Origin of the sequence: Frankia sp. CpI1-P, from assembly GCF_001421075.1 — a bacterium.
GTDB lineage: Bacteria > Actinomycetota > Actinomycetes > Frankiales > Frankiaceae > Frankia > Frankia torreyi.
Genome location: NZ_LJJX01000006.1, coordinates 46,784 through 66,665, shown reverse-complemented (window position 1 = coordinate 66,665; position 19,882 = coordinate 46,784). Strand labels below are relative to the sequence as shown.

At 73.1% G+C, this 19,882-nt stretch carries 17 protein-coding genes and 11 pseudogenes; 7 read left to right on the top strand and 21 right to left on the bottom strand.

The genetic code is table 11. From position 1 onward, the window contains the following. Positions 1-98 precede the first annotated feature (98 nt). The 21 genes and pseudogenes from FF86_RS05910 to FF86_RS65390 all read right to left on the bottom strand — a co-directional run. Positions 99-1,004: pseudogene (locus FF86_RS05910) on the bottom strand (beta-ketoacyl synthase N-terminal-like domain-containing protein); the annotation flags it as partial. A 1-nt stretch (position 1,005) separates the two neighbouring features. Next, the coding region (locus tag FF86_RS41405) for a beta-ketoacyl synthase N-terminal-like domain-containing protein (protein WP_304438100.1) at positions 1,006-1,376 on the bottom strand (371 nt) is incomplete at its 3' end. Positions 1,377-1,429: 53 nt separating this feature from the next. Then, positions 1,430-2,019: pseudogene (locus tag FF86_RS41400) on the bottom strand (beta-ketoacyl-[acyl-carrier-protein] synthase family protein); the annotation flags it as partial. Position 2,020: 1 nt separating this feature from the next. Continuing rightward, positions 2,021-2,244 (bottom strand): annotated as a pseudogene (locus FF86_RS41395) (beta-ketoacyl synthase N-terminal-like domain-containing protein); the annotation flags it as partial. A 1-nt stretch (position 2,245) separates the two neighbouring features. After that, positions 2,246-2,455: pseudogene (locus FF86_RS41390) on the bottom strand (beta-ACP synthase); the annotation flags it as partial. A 1-nt stretch (position 2,456) separates the two neighbouring features. Next, on the bottom strand, positions 2,457-2,725 hold a 269-nt coding region (locus tag FF86_RS41385), incomplete at its 3' end, for a beta-ketoacyl synthase N-terminal-like domain-containing protein (RefSeq protein ID WP_304438098.1). Then, entirely contained in the window at positions 2,722-3,210 is a 489-nt protein-coding gene (locus tag FF86_RS05900) for a cupin domain-containing protein (protein WP_044884101.1), read from the bottom strand. The genes FF86_RS05900 and FF86_RS41385, both read right to left, overlap by 4 nt. 14 nt (positions 3,211-3,224) lie before the next feature. Beyond that, positions 3,225-3,719, bottom strand: a complete 495-nt coding sequence (locus FF86_RS05895; RefSeq protein WP_044884102.1) for an SRPBCC family protein — start codon at positions 3,717-3,719, stop codon at positions 3,225-3,227. Between the two features lie 80 nt (positions 3,720-3,799). Then, complete coding sequence (locus FF86_RS05890) at positions 3,800-4,057, bottom strand: acyl carrier protein (protein ID WP_044884103.1); 258 nt, start codon at positions 4,055-4,057, stop codon at positions 3,800-3,802. Positions 4,058-4,537: 480 nt separating this feature from the next. After that, positions 4,538-4,912 carry a TcmI family type II polyketide cyclase gene (locus FF86_RS05885; RefSeq protein ID WP_044884104.1) on the bottom strand — a complete coding sequence of 125 codons (375 nt, stop codon included), beginning with the start codon at positions 4,910-4,912 and terminating at the stop codon, positions 4,538-4,540. A gap of 649 nt (positions 4,913-5,561) precedes the next feature. Further along, positions 5,562-6,053, bottom strand: coding sequence for a LuxR C-terminal-related transcriptional regulator (locus FF86_RS41380; RefSeq protein ID WP_236706417.1), 492 nt, complete (start codon positions 6,051-6,053; stop codon positions 5,562-5,564). A gap of 638 nt (positions 6,054-6,691) precedes the next feature. Then, a complete protein-coding gene (locus tag FF86_RS05875) occupies positions 6,692-7,354 on the bottom strand; it encodes an ATP/GTP-binding protein (protein ID WP_044884105.1) in 663 nt (220 codons plus the stop codon). Then, positions 7,335-7,706: a DUF742 domain-containing protein gene (locus FF86_RS05870; RefSeq protein ID WP_044884106.1), complete on the bottom strand. Its 372-nt coding sequence runs from the start codon at positions 7,704-7,706 to the stop codon at positions 7,335-7,337. Before FF86_RS05870 ends, FF86_RS05875 begins: the two co-directional genes overlap by 20 nt. 127 nt (positions 7,707-7,833) lie before the next feature. Next, complete coding sequence (locus FF86_RS05865) at positions 7,834-8,253, bottom strand: roadblock/LC7 domain-containing protein (protein WP_009737517.1); 420 nt, start codon at positions 8,251-8,253, stop codon at positions 7,834-7,836. Between the two features lies 1 nt (position 8,254). Then, positions 8,255-9,332, bottom strand: a pseudogene (locus tag FF86_RS41375) (histidine kinase); the annotation flags it as partial. A gap of 1 nt (position 9,333) precedes the next feature. Then, positions 9,334-9,498, bottom strand: a pseudogene (locus tag FF86_RS41370) (hypothetical protein); the annotation flags it as partial. Position 9,499: 1 nt separating this feature from the next. Continuing rightward, a pseudogene (locus FF86_RS41365) lies at positions 9,500-9,931 on the bottom strand (histidine kinase); the annotation flags it as partial. Positions 9,932-10,207: 276 nt separating this feature from the next. Next, on the bottom strand, positions 10,208-11,095 hold an 888-nt coding region (locus FF86_RS41360), incomplete at its 3' end, for a nitrate- and nitrite sensing domain-containing protein (RefSeq protein ID WP_242418256.1). A gap of 749 nt (positions 11,096-11,844) precedes the next feature. Further along, positions 11,845-12,073 (bottom strand): annotated as a pseudogene (locus FF86_RS41355) (thioesterase family protein); the annotation flags it as partial. Position 12,074: 1 nt separating this feature from the next. Further along, positions 12,075-12,144: pseudogene (locus FF86_RS41350) on the bottom strand (hypothetical protein); the annotation flags it as partial. A gap of 1 nt (position 12,145) precedes the next feature. Further along, positions 12,146-12,378 (bottom strand): annotated as a pseudogene (locus tag FF86_RS65390) (thioesterase family protein); the annotation flags it as partial. A 578-nt stretch (positions 12,379-12,956) separates the two neighbouring features. On the opposite strand from FF86_RS65390, the gene FF86_RS05850 reads away from it, so the two are divergent. The 7 genes and pseudogenes from FF86_RS05850 to FF86_RS05830 all read left to right on the top strand — a co-directional run bounded on the left by FF86_RS05850 (position 12,957) and on the right by FF86_RS05830 (position 19,873). Beyond that, on the top strand, positions 12,957-13,727 hold the full coding sequence (locus FF86_RS05850; RefSeq protein ID WP_044884108.1) for an enoyl-CoA hydratase-related protein: 771 nt from the start codon (positions 12,957-12,959) through the stop codon (positions 13,725-13,727). A gap of 112 nt (positions 13,728-13,839) precedes the next feature. Further along, positions 13,840-14,151: a DUF6343 family protein gene (locus tag FF86_RS05845; protein ID WP_082121730.1), complete on the top strand. Its 312-nt coding sequence runs from the start codon at positions 13,840-13,842 to the stop codon at positions 14,149-14,151. A gap of 142 nt (positions 14,152-14,293) precedes the next feature. Beyond that, positions 14,294-15,140: pseudogene (locus tag FF86_RS05840) on the top strand (DUF445 family protein); the annotation flags it as partial. A 1-nt stretch (position 15,141) separates the two neighbouring features. After that, positions 15,142-15,595: DUF445 domain-containing protein (locus FF86_RS41340; RefSeq protein ID WP_242418255.1), on the top strand; the 454-nt coding region annotated here is incomplete at its 5' end. Positions 15,596-16,867: 1,272 nt separating this feature from the next. Beyond that, a complete protein-coding gene (locus FF86_RS05835; RefSeq protein ID WP_052680986.1) occupies positions 16,868-18,178 on the top strand; it encodes a DEAD/DEAH box helicase in 1,311 nt (436 codons plus the stop codon). A gap of 331 nt (positions 18,179-18,509) precedes the next feature. Further along, positions 18,510-18,686, top strand: a complete 177-nt coding sequence (locus FF86_RS34630; RefSeq protein ID WP_173667349.1) for a hypothetical protein — start codon at positions 18,510-18,512, stop codon at positions 18,684-18,686. Positions 18,687-18,799: 113 nt separating this feature from the next. Continuing rightward, positions 18,800-19,873: an alpha/beta fold hydrolase gene (locus FF86_RS05830; RefSeq protein ID WP_052680987.1), complete on the top strand. Its 1,074-nt coding sequence runs from the start codon at positions 18,800-18,802 to the stop codon at positions 19,871-19,873. Positions 19,874-19,882 lie beyond the last annotated feature (9 nt).

Here is a 19,882-nt window from a genome sequence, read left to right as displayed (position 1 = left end):
GGTCGAGGAATCGAGCGGATCGAGCAGGTCGAGCGAATCGAGCAGCTCGGGCGAATCGAGCAGCTCACGAGGGTCGGGCAGGCCGGGTCGGGGTCCGGTCAGGCGGGGTCGACGGCGCGGACGACGAGGCTGCTGTTGAAGCCGCCGTAGCCGCGGGCGTTGACCAGCGCCACCCGGACGGGGGTCTGCCGGGGGGCCTGCACCAGGTCCAGTCCGTAGCCCGGATCGGGGGTGTCGAGGTTGCCCACCGCGGGGATGACGCCGTCCCGGATCGACAGCAGCGCCGTCGCCACCGACAGCGCCGAGCCGCCGGCGCACAACCGGCCGACGAGGCCCTGCGGCGCCGTCACCGGCACCGCGCGGTCGCCGAACACGGCCCGGATCGCCGCCGCCTCCTGGGCGTCGAGGTCCGGGGAGCCGGCGCCGTCGGCGAACACCACGTCCACGTCGTCCGGGGCGAGGCCCGCGTCGGCCAGGGCGCGGCGCATCGCGGTGGCCAGCCAGCGGCCGTCCGGCGCCGGGCGGGCGTGGTCGGCGGCGTCGTGCGTCGCGGCGTATCCCGCGATCTCCCCGTAGACGTGCGGGGCGCCACGGGCCGCCGCCGCTGCCGGATCCTCGACGACCAGGGTCGCGCCGCCCTCCCCCGGCAGGTAGCCGTTCGCCCGGATGTCGAACGGCTTGTAGCCGTCCGCCGCCGCGGCGGCGGTGCTGACCCGGCCGCTGCTGAGATGGCAGGTGAGCCCGTACGGCGTCAGGCCCGATTCGGCGCCCCCCGCGAGCACCGTCGACGTGCCTCGACGGATGACCCGTCTGGCCTGGGCAAGGCTGTCCAGCCCGCCGGCGCCGTCGCTGACCACGACCCCGGATGGCCCCTTCAGGCCATGACGGATCGACGTCTGACCGGTCGTCGCCGCGTAGAACCAGGCGATCGACTGGTAGACGCTCACCGCGGTCCGCCCGCGGGTCCACAGCCGCTGCAGCTCCCGCTGGCCGAAGTCGTTGCCNCCGGAACCGCTGCCGAACACGACCGCGGTGGCATACGGGTCGTGGTCGGCCGGGTCGTAGGCGGCGTCGGCCAGGGCGAGCCGGGAGGCGGCCATCCCGAACCAGGTCCACCGGTCGGTCTGGACGATGTACCGCTTGTCGACGTGCTCCTCCGGCTCGAACCCGGCGACCTCGCCGGCGAGCCTGGCGGAGTAACGAGCCGGGTCGAACCGGCTGATCGGGGCGACGCGCAGCTCCCCGCGCAGGGTCGACGCCCAGTACTGCTCGACCCCCAGACCGCTGGGGGCGATGACCCCCAGGCCGGTGACGACCGGCCGGACCGCGCCCAGCGGGCGCCCGCCGCCACGCACCGAACGGTCCTCGCCGGTCACGGCCGAAGCCGCGGTGGCAGCGGTGGTGGCAGCCGCGGTCTCCACTGCGGCGCTCACCGGTTCGGCGCCGACAGGACGATCGCGGACTGGAACCCGCCGAACCCGCTGCCCACCGACAGTGCCACGTCGACGGTGTGATCACGGGCGATGTTCGGCACGTAGTCGAGGTCGCAGGCCGGATCGCGGGTGGCCCAGTTGGCGGTGGGCGGGACGACGTCGTTCTCGATGGCCAGGGCGCAGGCGGCGATCTCCAGCGAGCCGATCGCTCCCAGGGAGTGGCCGATCATCGACTTGATCGAGCTGACCGGGACCTCGTACGCGCGCTGCCCGAGCGAGCGCTTGAAGGCCGCCGTCTCGTGTCGGTCGTTCTGCTTGGTGCCCGAGCCGTGCGCGTTGATGTAGTCGATGTCGTCCGCGCCGACCCGCGCCGAGTCCATCGCGACCCGGATCGCCTCGGCCATCTCGACACCGTCGGGACGCAGACCGGTCATGTGGAAGGCGTTGGACCGCGACGCGTAGCCGCCGACCTCGCAGTAGATGTGCGCCCCACGGGCCCGCGCGGACGACAACTCCTCGAGGATGAGCACGGCCGAGCCCTCCCCCATCACGAAGCCGTCGCGGCTGGCGTCGAACGGGCGGGAGGNGTGCTCGGGGTCGTCGTTGCGCGCCGAGGTCGCCCGGATCGCGTCGAAGCAGGCCACCGAGATCGGCGACAGCGGCGCGTCGGAGGCGCCGGCGATCACGATGTCCGCCTCACCGTCGGCGATGAGCTGCGCACCGTAGCCGACCGCGTCGATGCCGGATGTGCAGCCGGTGGACACCACCGACGCCGGGCCGTGCGTGCCGAAGCGGCAGGCGAGCTCCGTGGNCAGGCAGCTCGGGACCAGCGCGTGGTACAGGAAGGAGCTGGCGTAGTGCGGATCGACCTCCCAGTGGCGGCCCGAGTCGGAGACGACGACGTACTCGTTCTCCAGCCGGGTCGTCGCGCCGACCGCGCTGCCCATGCTGACGCCGACGACCGGGCCGTCCCCGCCCTCGTCGCCGAGGCCGCCGGTGCCGGCGGGGCGCAGGTCGAGGCCNCTGTCCTCGACCGCCTCCAGCGCCGCGGCGAGCGCGAACTGCACGAAGCGGTCGTTCCGGGCGATCTGTCGGGCGGTCAGCCCGGCCGCCGCCGGGTCGAAATCGCATTCGGCGGCGACCTGGGAACGGAACTGCGACGGGTCGAAGAACGACAGCCGCCGGGTCGCCGTGCGCCCGTCGGTCAGCAGCGTCCAGAACTCCTTGCGGTTCACCCCGCCCGGGGCGACCACCCCGATCCCGGTGACCGCGGTCCTCCTCGGTTCGCTCACCGTCTGGCCCCGGCGGGCAGGGCGTCGGCGGCCACGGTGTGGGCGTGGGGGCCCGAACGGATGATGGGGGCGTGCGGCGCGTCCGGGTTCAGCACCGCCTCGGTGTCGACGTGGCCGAGGTCGGGACGGGGCGCCAGTGGGCTGAGGTGGAACACGAGGAACGCGGTCTCCTCGCCCGTGTTGACGATGCGGTGGCGCATCCCGATCGGGATGCACACGCCGTGGTCGGCGCCCAGGACCTGGTGCTCACCGTCCAGCCGGGCGGTCACGATGCCGCGCACGCAGTACAGGAACTCCTCCGAGTAGGGGTGCCAGTGCTCGGTGACGACCTCGCCGGGCTCGAGGGTGAGCGTGCCGAGGAAGCCGGTGGTCGAGCCGACCGTCGCCGGGGAGAGCAGGGCACGGATGTCCCCGCCGCGGCGCCGGTTGGGCGCGATGTCGTGGATGCAGAGAACCTTCGGGGTCGTCGTCGCTGGAGCTGCCATCGGTCGCGTCCTCCTCAGACCTGTTCCGGCACGGCCACGGCAAGCGGGGCGGGGCGCGCGGCCGCGGCGGCCCGCTCGACCTTCTCCCGGATCACGGCCATCTCCCGGGCGGTGTTGGTGTTGATCCGGGCGGTCATCTGCTCGTCGTTGAGCGGCGCCGCCGGGCGCATGTGGAAGTCCTGCACCCAGCGCATCCGGGTACCGGTGCCCTCCGGGGTGTAGGTCCAGTGGATGTGCATGTACTCGAACGGCCCGGTCTCGACGCGGTAGGCGCGGACCTGCCGGTTCACCGGGTCGAGCGTCCTTTCCGATACCCAGCTCCACGCCGTGCCGTTCTCGTCCGGATGCATGGTGAGCCGGAACTTGAAAGTGTTCCCGTTGCTCTCGATGATGTCCACCGACGCATATTCCGTAAACAGGTCGGGCCACGCAGGCAGATCGTTGGTGATGGTCCAGACCGTGTCGATGTCGGCGTCGATCAGAATCGAGTTGTCGGTATGCCCACTCACGGCTACTCCCCGGTTTGTGAAGGAAATCCGGATGCGGATCGAGAATCGGCGGCCGGCGGTTCCGGGCGCCCGGCGGGAATTCAGACCGGTTCGCGCTCGCCGAGCGCGGCGTTCACGGTGTCGAGAATCTCGGCGAGGGTGTAGCCGTCCGGCATCTCGGCCGGTAGGTCCACACCGAAGGCACCGGCCACCTCCGCCGAGAGCTGGAGGTAGGCCAGCGAGTCCAGGCCGATGTCCAGGAACGTCACGGCCAGGTCGATGGGGCGGTCCTCCGGGGGCAGCCCGGCCTGCTCGACGAGGAAGTCGAGCAGGGCGTCGGCCGTCCACTGCTGGGGCATGTCACGATCTCCTCGGGTTGGCGCAGATGGGATCGGCGGGAAGGTTGTCGTCAGGTCTGTGCCGGGATCCGCCGCGGGCAGGGAGCTGCCCGTCGCGGCGGGCAACGGCGGGTTACTACGGGCAACGGCGGGTTACGGCGAGCGACGGCGGGCGGCAGGCCGGGCGCCGAGGCAGAACCCCGACGGAGCCGGCGGTTGCACGCAGTCGGGTGGCCGGCGTGGCGCCCGCCGCGCCGGCGTCACCGGGGCAGGTCGAGGCGGCCCTGAGCACCGCGGCGATCAGTGGGCCCGGACGCGGGACATCGCGACGGCACGGGTCGGGACGGGTCGGCGAGACCGGTCGGCGAGACCGGTCGCTGCGGATCCGGCAACGCCGGCCGGGCGGGCACCCGGATCAGGCCACGGCGGCGCGCGCCCCTCGCGGGGGGCGGGCCGGGGCCGCAGGTGACCGAGGCCCGCGGCGGCGTGGACCCAGGCCGGTCAGCCGGCCGACCAGTGGTAGAAGCTGCGCGCCATCGCGTCCCGCGGCCCCCGCCAGGTGGCCGGGTCGTAGGCGGTGATGAACTTCTCCAGCTTCGTGTTCACGTCCACGAACAGCGGATGCCCGCGCACATCCGAGACGGTTGGCGCGATGTCCGCCGGCGCGTCGATGAGGTGGAAGTAGAGCCCGTGGAACTCGAACAGCTCGCGGCGGGTGACGCCGACGATGCCGGGGAGTTCCCCCGCGTCGGACTCGGCGAAGGTCTCTGCGACGGCGTCGGCGTCGGCGGGGTTCATTCTCGCCACGATCAGCGTGCGGTGCGTCGGCTTTCCCGACGACGTGGCGGCGGGCTGCGATCCGGCAACTGCGGGCACGGAAGGACTCCTCGGGCGTTTTCCAGGAGAGGCGAGCGGCGTGCATGGCGACCTGCGGGCCGGCAGGTCGACGGCACGGCGGACGGCGGACGGCGGACGGGCGAGCCCGCCGCGTGCCGCGCGTGCGCCCGCGCGGCCTGCGGGGCCCGTCGACGACGGGCGGGCAGGCGGACTCCGACCGACTCGCGACCGCCGGCCGTGCCCGCCAACCCCCTGACATGGTCAGTGTTCGGCTCATCGAGAGCATGCGGCCGGGCGCGGCCGGTGTCCTGGAATTGGCGTGGCATCAAGCTGCCCTGGCCATATGTGCCAACTGGCACGCACCCGATCCACAACACCGCTACAACGATCCGAACGTCGGACCCATGACCTGCAGCGATGCACCTCAACGTCAGCCGTCCACGCCCACCCGGAGGACCACCGACCGGATGCCCGGCGGGCGCGCGGCCGCCCGAGTGAGAGCCGTCACATCCGGTCGGCAGCGTCGACGAGTCCGTCGCCGCCGGGGGAGGTGGTCATTCCCCGGTCCGAGCCGCGCTATTCCGCTGCCTTCCGTGGAACCGGCATGCCGCGATGACCGCGAACGCCGCCCGCCCTCGCTCGGCGCCGAAGGCCCCAAGGGCGCGGGGACAGTCCGCCGACGACGGGATCAGAGCCAGCCGCGGCGGGAGGCGAGGGTGCCGGCCTGAAAGCGGCTGCGGGCGTTGAGGCGGGACATCAGGTCCGCGATCATGCGCCGCACGGTGCGCACGGAGACACCGAGGTGGCGGGCGGCCGCCTCGTCCTTGACACCGAGGCTGAGCAGGCGCAGCAACAGCCGCTCGGTGTCGGAGGGGTCGTCGGCCGACTCCTCGCCGCCGGTCTGCGCCGACCCGCCGCCGAGCGGCTCGGCGATCTCCCAGACCTGCTCGAACAGGGTGAGCAGGACGGCGGTGAGCTCGGGGGTCCGCACGAGCAGCGTGTGGCCGCCCGCGCCGCCGCCGCGGGCCAACCGAACGAGCCCGATGCGGCCGTCGACGGTGGTGGCGTCCAGCCGCGGGTCGTCGGTGACGCGTGCGTCGAGGCCGTGGGCGGCGACGGTGCGCACGTAGCCGGCGCCCCGTTCGTCGAGGCGCAGCGACCGCGGCAGCACGCTGCGCATCACGACCCCGCGCCGCAGGGCCCGCAGCTCGACCGGCATGACGTCGGCGGACAGCGCCGCCGACCAGCCCCGGCGGGTGCGTAGGGTGAGCACCTCCCGCTCGGCCCGGCCGACGAGGGTGAGCAGCTCGGCTCGGGCCTGGTCGACGCCGTCGATGCGCTGGACCTCGACCGTGTCCGGACCGGGACGGCCCTCCAGGTAGTCCGAGACGAAGACGCCCACCTGCGCCCGAGCCCGCACAAGCCGCTCGTGGCGCCGGATGAGCTGCTCGTGCTGGGCCTGGAGCAGATGATCCAGGCCGGCCTCGGGATGGACGGCGACGAAGCGTCCGGGCCGGTCCCGGGAGNCCAGCAGCAGGCCGAGTTCGACCAGCCGGTCGCGGACCCGACCGACGCCGTTCGCCGGTTCCCCGAGCATCTGCGCCGCCTCGGAGACACTCAGCGACCCGTGGCGCAACCAGAGCCGGTAGGCGGACAGGGCATCGTCGTCCAGACCGAGAATGTCGAGCACCTTGCCCTTCCCTGGAGCGGGATCGGGGGCCGGATCGGGACCTTCCCGGCGGACCGGGGGCGTGGCGATCGGTCCTGCCGCGGGCGGTGCGCTCGTGCTGGTCAGGTCCGAACAGTCGTTCGTGGCGTTCACCCGGACCGCTGCGGCAGGCTCGGCCGGGCGGCCGACTCGGCGGAGACCACGTCGAGCGCGTGACGGACCAGCGAGACCAGCGACTGGCGGACCGACTCGCGCTGGCGGGCGTCGCAGAACACCACCGGCCGGCGCGGGTCGAGGTCGAGCGCCGCGCGGACGTCCTCGACCCGGTACTCGCGGGCGCCGTCGAACCGGTTCAGCGCGATGAGGAACGGGATGTCGCGTTCCTCGAAGTAGTCGATGGCGGGGAAGGAGTCCGCCAGCCGTCGGGTGTCGACGAGCACCACCGCGCCAATCGCGCCGAGGACCAGCTCGTCCCACATGAACCAGAACCGGTCCTGCCCGGGGGTACCGAACAGGTAGAGGATGACGCTGTCGATGAGCGTGATCCGCCCGAAGTCCATCGCGACGGTCGTCGTCGTCTTCGAGCTGACCGAGCTGGTGTCGTCGATGCCGATGCTGGCGGCCGTCATCGCGGCCTCCGTGGTCAGCGGTGGGATCTCGCTGACCGAGCCGACGAACGTCGTCTTCCCGACGCCGAACCCGCCGGCAATGATGATCTTGACCGGATGTGGCGCCGCCGTCTCCGACGACCGCGTCCTGTCGGGCCGGTAGTCCTTGTCGGGCCGGTAGTCCTTAGAGGGCCTGTAGTCCATCGAGCACCTTTTCGATGAGGGCGGCGGAAGGACGATCGGATGAACGGCCCGGCCGGTTCACCGTGACCAGGCCGGCGTCGAGCATGTCGCCGACGAGGACCCGCACGACGCCGAGCGGCAGATCCAGCCGCGCCGAGATCTCGACGATCGACTGCACCCGCTGGCAGAGCAGCGCGATCGAGCGCTGCTCCACCTCCAGCGTCGCGCCCATCAGCCGTCCGTTGGGCGTGGTGGTCACCAGCGCCACCAGCTCCAACGCCCGGTTGGTAGGCCGGGTCCGACCGCCGGTGACGGCGTAGGGCCGGACGACCGGACCCGCATCATCGTCGAACCATTCCTCGTCGTGCGACATACCGGTCCTCCTGCCTGAGAGAGCTCCGCCGCCATGACGGTGAGCGTTGNGGTCCGGTCGGTTCGGGCAGGGGTCGACCGGTGGGCCAGATTCGCGGTCGCACCCCCGTCGACCGCCGCGGCGCCGCCTACAGCGGCAGCGCGGACTGCATCTGGGCGCGCAGCTCCGGGGTGAGGAACTCCCCGACCCTGGTCACCAGCAGGGCCATCTCGTAGGCGATGAGCCCGATGTCCGCCCCGGTACTGGACAGGATCGCCAGGCACGAGCCGTCGCCGACCGCCGTGACGAACAGGAAGCCCTGGTCCATCTCGACGATGGTCTGGCGGACGTTGCCACCGCCGAAGAACCGGCCCGCTCCGCGGGCGAGGCTGTTGAACCCGGAGGCGACCGCCGCGAGCTGGTCGGCGGTCGCCCGGTCCATCCCGTAGGAGGTCGCGAGCAGCAGACCATCCGAGGACAGGGCGATCACATAGGTGACTTCCGGAACCTTCTTGACAAGGTTGTTGAGCAACCAGCTCATGTTCTCGGACGGCCCCAGCGGACGCATCTCAGGTCACCTTTCCCACATCGTCGCCGTCGTTGGAAACCTGGCCGTCCGCCAGCCCGCGACCGAAGTTGCTCTGGAAGGACGACATCATGCTGCGGATCTCTTCCGGGCTGCGCTGCGCGGCGAGCTTGCCCGGCTGGTCGTCCGGGCTGTCCCGGCGGAGCTGGGGCGCGAGGCTGGCCCGCCGGGTGCGCCGCGGCAGGCCCACCTCGGTGTGCTCCTCGGGCGCCTGGCCGCCACGCTCCGGCAGGTCCGCCCCGCCCGCCCCACCAATACCGCCGGCCCCGCCAGCACCGCCGGCACGGGCGGGCGGCGCCGGGCGGTGCAGCGGGACGATCGACTGGCCCGCGCCGGGGGTGTCGCCGCCGCGGGGTCCGGTTGGGCGGCTCAGCGGCGCGGTGAACGGGTCGTTGCGGGCCAGGGGGCCGCCGGGCAGGTCATGTATCGCGGGGGGCGGCCCGAACAGGGACGAGGTGCGGCGCCCGGCATCGTCCACCGGCGGCTCTGGCGGCCCGAACCGGTCGGTCTCGGCCGGCGGGAACGGTTCCGGGGCGCCCCGGTTGCCGCGCGAACGGCGGGTCGGCAGGTCGGGCAGGTCGCCATCGCCCTGGCCGGGGTCGCCGCCCGGCGTGGGCTCGGGGCGCGGCCCGGCCGGTCGCGGCGGGCCGTCCGGGCGGCGGCCGTTGGAGCGGTGCCGGGGGCGGTCGGCCACGAACCAGCTCGACCGGACCGTGGCGAAGACCGGCAGGTCGTCGATCAACGTCTCGTCCTGGCCACGCGGCGCCTCGTCGGGCCGCTCCGGGGCGGGGGCGGCGGTCAGATTGCCGTCCGCGTCGACGAACGGTCCGCCGAACCCGTCCTCGTCGACCGTCGGGCCGTCGAGCGCGGGCACGGCAGCGACGGGCAGCGCCCGCACGGTCGCGGTGCCCTCCGAACGGGTGTCGCCGTCGCCCTCGGGCTGGCGCAGCAGGGCGGCCGGCACCAGGACGATGGCCATCGTGCCGCCGTAGGGCGAGGGACGGAGCTCCACCGAGATGGCGTGCCGCTCGGCGAGACGGCCGACGACGAACAGGCCGAGCNGCTCACTGGTCGACAGGTCGAAGGGAGGCGGGTTGGCCAGCCGATCGTTGAGGGAGTGGAACTCCTCCGGGCTCATCCCCAGGCCGCGGTCCTCGACCTCGATGACGAAGCCGTTGGACACCTCGTGCCCGTTGACCTGGACCGGGGTGTGCGGCGGGGAGAAGGNGGTGGCGTTCTCGATGAGCTCGGCGAGCATGTGGATGACGTCACCGACGGCGTGCCCGCTGATGGCCCCGCCGTCGATGGGCATCACCTTCACTCGGGTGTAGTCCTCGACCTCGGCGACGGCGCCGCGCACCACGTCCTTGACGGCGACCGGTCGGCGCCAGCCTCGCGCGGGCTTGGAGCCCGACAGGACGATGAGGTCCTCGGCATGGCGCCGCATGCGGGTGGCCAGGTGGTCGAGGCGGAACAGCTCCTCGAGCTCGTCCGGGTCGGTCTCCTTGCGCTCCAGCGCGTCGATCACCTTGAGCTGGCGGTGGATGAGGGCCTGGCTGCGGCGGGCCAGGTTGAGGAAGGTGTCGCCGATGCTCTTGCGCATCGCGGCCTGTTCGACCGCGGTGCGCACCGCGACGGAGTGCACGATGGAGAACGCCTCNGCGAGCTGGCCGATCTCGTCGGTACTTTGCACATCGACCGGGAATTGCTCGGCGGACATGTCGACCTGTTCGCCTCGGTGCAGCCTCTCGACGACCCCNGGCAGCCGCTCGTTGGCGACTTCGAGGGCACCGCGCCGCAGCGCCCGTAGATGCCGGATCATCGGGCTCGCGACCAGCAGCGAAATCACCACCGACACGACCAGGACCAACGCAACCCCGATACTGCCGAACAGTGCGTCACGAGTGGCTGAACTGGCGATGTCCTGGCTGGTGGNGCCCAGGTCGGTCGCGATCCTCCGCTCGACCTGCCGCATCGCCGCGATCTTCTGATCGACGGTGTTCAGCCAGATCTGCTGCGTAATCGTCAGCGGCTGGCCGTTCTGAACGGCGTTGACCGTGTCGTCGCGCATTGCGGTGGCGGCGGAGATGGTTCGGCCCACCGTGACGTTGTAAAAGGCCTGCTCATCCGCGGTGGCGGTGGTCCGGAACTGCTGTAGCCAGGCGTCCTCGGCGCCGGCCGAGCTCTCGATCTGGCGCAGGGTCACGGAATCCGTCTGGCCGAGAATGATCACACGGGCGATCGAGCCGCGCTGCTGGGCTGCCTCCTCCTTCGCCCGGGAGATACCGACGAGCGTGGTGGCGCCGTTGACCAACGACGCGTTGTCGCTGCCGGCGGCGACGCTGGCGTTGAGCGAAAGGAGGTCGCGCACCAGGTCGTTGTAGAACGTGTTGTTCTGGTCGACCTGCGCCTGCCGGGCGTCGATCGCCTTGCGCTGCGCGGGCAGCCGGTCCAGGCGGGTGGAGATCGACGCCAGCGTGGCCGCCAGGGCGTCCCGGGCGCCGGAGGGCAGCGCGGCCTCGCCGGCGTTGTAGGTCCCCAACGCCTGGTCCACCGGGCCGCGGGCGGCGACGGTGGCCTGTCCCGGCCCGGCGGCCAGGTAGTTGGAACCCACATAGGAGTTCGTCGCGTACCGCTCGGCCTGGAGCGCGGCGACGAGGTCGTTGCCTTTGATCGAGAAGGCTGCCAGCGCCTTGATGCGGTTCGCGGCCCGTACGTTGTCGACGTTCCCCCGCACCTGTATCGCGCTCAGTACCGCCAACGCGGCCAGGGGGACGACGAGAATCACCACGAGCTTCGAGCGGATGGGCCAATTCTGGAGCATCCGGTCCTCTCGTCCGGCACCCGGGAGTTGGGCGCCTCATGTGCGGGGTCAGTGTTCGAGTTCAACGGGCCTTGTCCCCGAAGGACCACGCGCGACAACACCCGGACCGAGGTATTGGAGGCGAGGCCCGAACATCGGGGGAATGTTCCTGGGGCGCCGACAACTCTAGCGGGTGAATGAAGCGGCCGCGTTAGGGGCGGGCCTCTATAACGGAAGAGCATGACAGCGTTGCACCGCGTGACGGACATTCGTTCCGACCTGCGACGAGCGATAGGACAGCTACGCCTAATGAAAATCGACGTAGCCCGGACCAAATGACGTCCATGCACCGGAACTGGCACTGATCGGCAGCATCTGGCAGGAGCCGACACGGGACGTCGGCCGGTGATGCCGGTCCGATGACCGGACTCCCGACGGCGGCAACACAAACACACGAAATGTTGCACGAAACACATCTGGACATCCCGGGACGCCCAGCCGGGGCCGGGTCGTCGGGGTGGTCGTCGGTCTGGTCGCAATACGCGCCCTCACCGGCTTGTGAAGAGCCCGCCCCCGGGACTCCCCATGCACTCACCATGACCCGGCAATGCCCAGCCGCACAGCATCCGCCGTACTGCCCCCATACCCCGGCTACCGTGGTTTCAATCCAGCATCCGCAACGGATCCCGCCATGAGCGGGGCAGCGCGGACGCGGGCGGGCCGTTTCGGCAGGCCGTCGGTCAGCCGGCCGTCGGTCAGCCGGCCGTCGGTCAGCCGGCCGTCGGGGCGGGTGACGGTTGACCGTCCCGGCTCGCCAGGGACGGCGGCCGCACCCGGTGGACCAGCGCCGTCTGACTCACGGTGGCGACCAGCGCACCCGTGCGGTCGTACATCCGCCCGCGCACCTGCGCGACGTTGCGGACGATCGCCTCGACTCGCACGTCCAGTAGTACCCACTCACCGGTCGGGGGCGCGACGATACGCAGGCTGTTGTCGAGGNTCGTGCCGGCGGCCATGTCCCCCGTGGCCTCGATGAGTCCGACCGGGGCGAAGTCGCCAAGCAGCGCGAGNACCGCCGCGTGCAGGGGCAACCGAGGTCGCAGGCGCAGCCACAGCGCGCTGCTCCCGCCGCCCGGCCGGCCGTCGAGGTCGGTCCGGGCCGGGCGGGCCCACCGCTGCTCGACCAGGGAGATCACACCGTCGCGGGGGAAGTCCAGCCAGTTCGGGTACTCGCGCGGGGGGCAGCTGTCGGGGTCCGGCGCCCAGTCACCGGCCGGGCCGAACCGGCTGACGACGCCACTCACCCGGCTGAACGTGCCCCCCGCGAGGAACACCAGCCGCCCGGCCGTGGTGGCGCGCACGACGACCTGTGACAGACCGCCGGTGCCCGGGTCGACGCTCAGCTCCACCTCTTCACCGGCATGCACGGGGGCGAGGAACTGGGTGTGCGCCCACACGCAGTCCCGCCCGCCGCAGGCCTGGACGAAGGCGATCGCGGCGGCGAGTCCGCAGCCGCCCCACAGGGTGCCCCGCGTGTTGAGAAGATGAGCGTCGGCCACGAAGCTGCCGCGGCACTCCCCCGGGTCGACCGTCAGCCCGAGCAACCCGGCGAGGGAGGTGGCCTCGCGGCGGAGCTCACCGCGGGACTGCCCGGCCCGCCGCGGACCGACCCCCTGGCCGAGCTGGGTCGGCAGGTCGGCAGCGAGTCTTGGCGGGATGCCGGGTTCGCGCGGGTCTGTCACATTCTCATCCTGGCAGGCCCGGTCGGGCCATGCGCCGGGGTCGCCCGGCCGGACTCCCCGCGTCTGCTTTCGCGCAGACCTCGCCCGGTGACACAGTGTCGGTCAGTCAGCCCGCCGCCCGTCGGCACCAGGAGGCCGGATTGAGTAGCCAGATCGAGACCGAGGTCGCCGACGGCGTGCTCACGGTGCGCATCGTGCGCCCGGACAAGCGCAACGCCCTCACCCAGGCGATGTACGCGGCGCTCGCCGAGGCGTTTGCGGCGGCCGAGGCCGATACCGGGGTGCGGATCGTCCGGATCCGCGGCAGTGGCGGGTCCTTCACCGCCGGCAACGACCTCGCCGACTTCCTGGCCACGGCCGGCCTGGCCCCGGACGGTCCGACGATGACCTTCATCCGGACGGTCGCCCGCGGCACGAAGCTGCTCGTCGCCGAGGTCGACGGGCCGGCGGTGGGCATCGGCACGACGCTGCTGCTGCACTGCGATCTGGTGTACGCCACCGAACGCAGCACCCTGGGCATCCCGTTCGTCAACCTCGGCGTGGTGCCCGAGTTCGGCTCGTCCCTGCTGCTGCCGCGCCGGGTCGGACCCGCGGCGGCAGCGAGGCTTGCGTACTTCGGCGAACCGTTCAATGCCGCGCGGGCCGCGGAGCTGGGGATCGTCACCGAGGTGCTGCCCGACGCCGACGCGCTGCGCGCCCGGGTCGACGACCGGGTCGCGGCGCTGCTGGCCCAGCCGCCGCAGGCCCTGGCCGCCACCCGTGCCCTGCTCCACGACGGCGGGACGCCGGCGGTACTCGAACGCATCGACGTCGAGGGTGCGCTCTTCGCCGAGCGGCTGGCCTCGGCGGAGGCGAAGGCGGCGATGACCGCGCGGCTGCCCGGCCGCGGGGCGTCCCCCCGGTCGAGCTGAGGCCACCCGCGACCCGCACGGTCCCCCGCACGGATACCCACACGGACACCCACTGGCCCGAAGCGGTCACGATCCCCGGTTCACCCGGGCGTGGCCGGGCATACCGGGGATCGTGACCAGTTCCCTGCCGCGCCAGCGCGACCAGGGGGACGTCCTGCCGCGTCGGCACTGGTGGCATCGGTTCTCCCCCGGTCCGGGGGGTGCACCGCCGGCTCGCAGCGCACTCGGATTGCGGCTGGCGCTCGCCGTGTTCGGTCTGGTCTTCTGCGGCGTCACCGCGGGACTGTTCGCCTCGCGCGACCAGCCCGCCGCCGCGGGGGTGCTCGCGCTGCTCGCGCTGGTCGCCCTCGTCGACCTCGCCGTCATCCAGCGCCGGTTGCACCAGCGTTCCCATCCCCGCCGGCCGCCACCTCCGCGACCGTGACCGCCGACCGCCCGCGCCCGCCGATGTCCGCTCCGGCCGCATGGTGTCCCGGTCCGGCCGCATAAGGTGTCCGAGGATCGACTGATCAGATCCGGTGGGCCCGGGTGGGCGTCGAGGTGGCACGGGAGAGGGACGGCGGCCCATGAGCGAGCCGGCGGGCGGCGGGCGGCCGGTACCAGCCGGACTGCCCCGGGGCACCGCGGACGAACCCGGACTGCGCCAGGCGCTGCGCCGGATGCGACTGATCGCCACCGGGCTGCTCGCCGCTGTCGTGACCGTCTACCTGCTCGCGCAGGGCTGGCACAGCCACGGTGGCCCCGGCTGGGTGGCGTATGTGGCCGCCGCCGCGGAGGCCGGCGTCGTCGGCGCGCTGGCCGACTGGTTTGCCGTGACGGCCCTGTTCCGCCACCCGCTCGGCCTGCCGATTCCCCACACGGCGATCATCCCGGAACGCAAGGACGCCCTCGGCCGGGGCCTGGAGAACTTCGTCAGCACGCACTTCCTCGCCGAGGACGTGATCCGGGACAAGGTCGACGGCATCGGCGTCTCTGTGCGCGTGGGGTCGTGGCTGCGCCAGCCGCGCCACGCCGAGCGGGTGACGACCGAGATCGCCGGCCGGCTCACCTCGGCCATCTCCGGGATGAGCGACGACCTGGTCCGCGAGGTCGTGGAGAAGGCGGTGCTGCCCCGGGTGGTCGAGCGCCCCTGGGCGGGGGTGCTGGGCGCGGCGTTGCAGCGGGTGCTCGACGACCGGCTGCACGTCCGGCTCGTCGACGTGATCGTCACCGAGGTCCAGGAGTGGCTGACCCGCAACCCGGAGCTCTTCACCCGGCTCGTGGTCGACCAGGCGCCGAGCTGGACGCCGCAGTGGCTGGACGAGGCGGTCGCGGTCAAGGCCTACGACAAGGCGCTGGAGGCGATCGCGGAGCTGCGCGCCGACCCGGAGCATCGGGTGCGCCAGGCGCTGGACCGGTTCCTCGACGACTTCGNCGGCCGCCTGCGCGCGGATCCGAGCCTCGGCGAGCAGGTCGAGCAGATCAAGCAACGGCTGCTGGGGCACGCGGAGGTCGGCCGGGCCGTCGCCGCGATCTGGGCGACGACCCGGACGATCCTGCTCGACCTCACCACCGATCCGACCAGCACCGCCCGGGTGCGGGCCACCGACGAGCTGGCCGCGTTCGGGGCACGACTGGCCACCGACCCGGAGCTCGGCCGCACCGTCGACCGGGCCGCGTCCGATCTGGCCGCCCGGGCGGTCCACCGCTACCAGGGGGACATCGCCGCGATCATCGGGGACACCGTCGCGAGCTGGGAACCCGAGGAGACCTCGCGGCGCATCGAGCTGCACGTCGGCCGGGACCTGCAGTTCATCCGCATCAACGGCACGGTCGTCGGCGCCCTCGTCGGGTTGCTCATCCACGCCCTCACCGAGCTGGTCTTCTGACGGCGTGGCCGCGACCGCCCGGCCCGTGCACGCGGCCACGCACCTGCCTCGAGGCCCGCACGGCCGGGCGCACGGGAGACCGGGCGGGCGTCCGGGCCAGCCGCCGGGCGGGCGCGACCTGCACCTGTGACCGAACGGGCAGCGGCGGTCGGCGGCCGCAACCCACGCCGCACGTGCACACCGACCGACCGGGCCCGGGCCCGCAGAGCCCCCCGGATCGGGGGGCACCGGCCGCCGCACCCGAAGGTCCCGTCCACCCCGTGCCGGTCGCCACGTTCGCGGTGGTCTTCTGGTTCCTCCGGACGGTGCGGCGCCGCACCGGCCTCGAACCGGCCGTGACCGCGGTCATCCCGGCGCCACTGACGGTGTTCGGCCTGCTCGGCGGGCATGCGGCCGGGTCCTTCGCCGGTCGGCGCAGGCCGACGTTCCCGATGGTGACCCTCATCGCGTCCCCGGCCGCCACGCCCCTCACTTCCGGTGATGGCCCGGCGATTATTGCTGCGACGCAAGCGGCGGGCGCACGCGTCATCCGCCCGATGCCGCACGCCGGGGTGTTCGTCCTGGTCACAGGGACAGCACGGAGTAACCCGACACGCTGCGCAACCATCGCCGCCGCGGGTCGGCGCCGACCCGCGGGCCCGGCCGGGACGAGGCGGACGACCGTGCGGACGCGCACCGGCATACCGCCGTTCCGTGACCGCCCGAACCGGCACAGAGGGGTATGCAACGGCTCGTTGCGTGCCGCGGCCCTATCCCGAAGCACGGATCGTCGATGTACCGTGAAGGAGACGACGGCCCGAGCGGCTGTCCGCGCCCGGCTGAATGGTCGGGTGTGCGAGGTCGGTGCGAGCGCCATAGCGGGAATCACCCGCCGTTGGGTCTGGTCGCGGAGCCGGCCGTACCCCGGCCGCCGGACGATGCAACGGGCTGGTGTGGACCTCCTCACCCGTCCAATTGATCTCATGGTGGCCCTGACCTGATCGGCGGATCCCTCTGTCTCAGCACGGAAACTCCCAGTCCCATGCTGCCCATCGCCAGCCCCGCCCGGCCCGTGGCCGCGGCGTCGCAGGCGGTACTGGACGCGGCGGCGCCCGCACCGCGGGCCGCGGTCCGCGGCCCGGCGGCTCCCGCTTCGGCGGCCCGGCGCGCCCGGCCGCTCCCCTCATCACGACGCGTGAACCCCGACCCCCGGCCGAGACGTTCGAGGCCGCCGGCCTGCCCAAGCGCCTGATCAAGGCGCTCGCCGACCGGAACATCGCCGCGCCGTTCCCGGTGCAGGCCTCGACCCTGCCCGACGTCCTCGCCGGGGAGAACGTCCTCGGCCGGGCGAAGACCGGATCGGGCAAGACGCTCGCCTTCGGGCTGCCCATCCTCGCCCGGCTCGCCAGCGGCGGTCCGGCGGCACCGCGCCGCCCCCGCGCCCTGGTCCTCGTCCCGACCCGTGAGCTGGCCCAGCAGGTCAGCGACGCGCTCGAGCCGCTGACCCGGGCGTTGAACCTGCGCCTGGCGCCGGTGTACGGCGGGACGTCGATCAGCCGGCAGATCTCGGCGCTGCGCCGCGGCGTGCACCTCGTCGTGGCCACCCCGGGCCGGTTGACCGACCTCGTCGAGCGCAGCGCCTGCGAGCTCGGCGAGATCGAGATGACGGTGCTGGACGAGGCCGATTTCATGTGCGACCTCGGCTTCCTGCCCGCCGTGCGGGCGCTGCTCGACGCCACCCCGTCCACCGGGCAGCGGCTGCTGTTCAGCGCGACGCTCGACCGCGAGGTCGAGGTCCTGGTCCGGGACTACCTGCCCGACCCGGTCCTCGTCGCGATCGACTCGGAGACCTCCCAGGTCACCACGCTGGTCCGGCACGCCCTCGAGGCGCCCGACCGCGCCGCCCAGGTCGCGCTGGTCACCGCGCTGGCCGGCGGCTCGGGCCGCACCCTGGTCTTCGTCCGCACCCAGCGGGACGCCGACCGCGTGGCCGAGTCGCTCAGCCGCGCGGGCGTGCCGGCCGAGCCGCTGCACGGCGGGATGCCGCAGGGCGCCAGGACCCGGGCGCTGGCCGGTTTCACCGACGGCTTCTACCGGGTGCTCGTCGCCACCGACGTCGCCGCCCGCGGCATCCACGTCGACGGCATCCGGCTGGTCATCCACCTCGGCCCGCCGGAGGACGCCAAGACCTACCAGCACCGCGGCGGGCGGACCGCGCGCGCCGGCGCCGACGGCGCCGACGTGCTGGTCACCCTGCCCGCCGAGCGGGGCAAGGTGCGCGGGCTGCTGCGCGCGGTCGGCATCGAGGCGCGCCCCGAGCCGACCACGCCGGACGACCCGATCGTCCTGGAACTCGCCGGCCCGCCGGCCCCCCGGGTCAGCAAGGACGAGATCCCGCAGGCCCGCATGGCCGGCGCGACCGGTGGGCGCGGACCGCGCGTCGGCGCACCCCGGACCGGCGGCGGCCGTGACGGTGAGCACCGGCACGCCCGCCGCGACGGCGGTCACCGCTTCGGCCGGTCCGGGACCGCCCACGGCCGGCCGCAGCGGCGCCCCGGCGCCCCGGCAGCCCCGGCCCCCGCCGCCCCGGCCCCGACGGCCTGACCCACCGACGGTCTGAACCACCGACGGTCTGACCGGCCGACGGTCTGAACCACCACCGTTCACCCGCTCCCGCCATCGGCGCCGCCGCCCTGATCCGTCAGGGCGGCGGCGCCGACCGGGATCTGGCACCGACCGGACCGTCACCGTCGGGTCCCCGCGTTCGCAACGGCCGACTCCCGGCGACAGGTCCGTCACCAGCAGCGGAACACCGACACGTGACGAGACAGTCCGGATCTGTGGTGTGAGCAGGGCCACCCGAGGTCTTTGTGTGCCCCGTCCGCTCGATACCGTTTTAGGGACAGGTGTCGACATCGATGGAAGGAGCGTGCACATGGAACAGGACCAGTTGACCCAGCTGACCTCGGGTCTCTCCGGGCCGGGTCCGCGGGACACCGTCCCCGGCACCGTTGACGCGGTAGAGGTCACGGAGATCACAACCGAGAAGATCGCGTTCGGTTCCGTCGCGAACCCGAAGCGGCTGCGGCTCGGAGCCTCCCGCGCACTGTGACCCCCGACGGGTCAGGATTTCTCCAGGTCGGCCGCCGTGGGGCGGCCGACCTTGCGTTTCATCTCACCGATCCCGGCTTCCGGTCGGGGTCGGGGTGGTCCTACCGTCGAGGGATGAGCAGCCCCGAGACGACCCCGCGCGCAGCCGGATCGACCGCATCCACCGGCTCCACCGGTCCCGAGCCGGCCGGCGCGGGGCACGAACGCGTCACGCGGCCGGTCGGCGGTGACGGCTTCCGGTCGTCCTGGGCCCAGCTCGATGGGCCGGTGCACGTCGTCGACTTCGGCGGCCCGGCGGACGGTCCGCTGCTGCTGTGCGTGCACGGCCTCGGCGGTTCCTATCTGAACTGGCTGCCCCTCGCCCCGCTGCTCACCACCACCCATCGGGTGATGGCCGTCGACCTGGCCGGTCACGGCCGCACCCCGGCCGCGGGCCGGCGCACCGACGTCGTGGCCAACCAGGGTCTGCTCGACCGCTTCCTGGCCGAGGTCCTCGACACCGCGCCCATCCTCGTCGGCAACTCGATGGGCGGCATGATCAGCGTGATGCAGGCCGCCCGGCGGCCCGACTCGGTCGCCGGCCTGATCCTCGTCGACCCGGCGCTGCCCCGCCCGCGCGGCGTGCGCCCGGATCCGGAGATCGCCCGCATCTTCGCCGGCCTGTTCGTCCCCCGCCTCGGCGCCGCGGTCCTCGCCCGCCGGCGGACCCGCTTCACCCCGCGTGAACTCGTCGACCAGAGCCTGCTGCGGCTCACGGCCGACCCGAGCGCGATCCCCGAGACGGCGCTGGCCTCGATGGAACGCGCCCAGCGGGAGCGCGGCGGGCTGCCCGACGCCGACCAGGCGTTCGTGGGCGCGGCCCGCTCGGTGGTCTGGTCGCTGCTGCGCCCGGCGCCGCTGGCGCACATGGTCCGCACCGTGCCGCAACCGACGCTGCTGCTGCACGGCTCCGCCGACCGGCTGATCCCGGTGGCGGTGGCCCGCAACGTCGCCGCGCAGCGGCCCGACTGGCGGGTGGAGATCCTCGACGGCCTCGGCCACGTGCCGATGCTCGAGGCCGCGGAGCTGACCGCGGAGCTCATGGCGGACTGGCTGAGCCGCGAGGGCCGCGCGGCGGCCGAACGCGCCCGCCGTCCCGCCAGCCCGGTGCTCCCGACCCTGGCCCCGCTGCCGGCGGTGGGGAGCTGACCAGGGCGA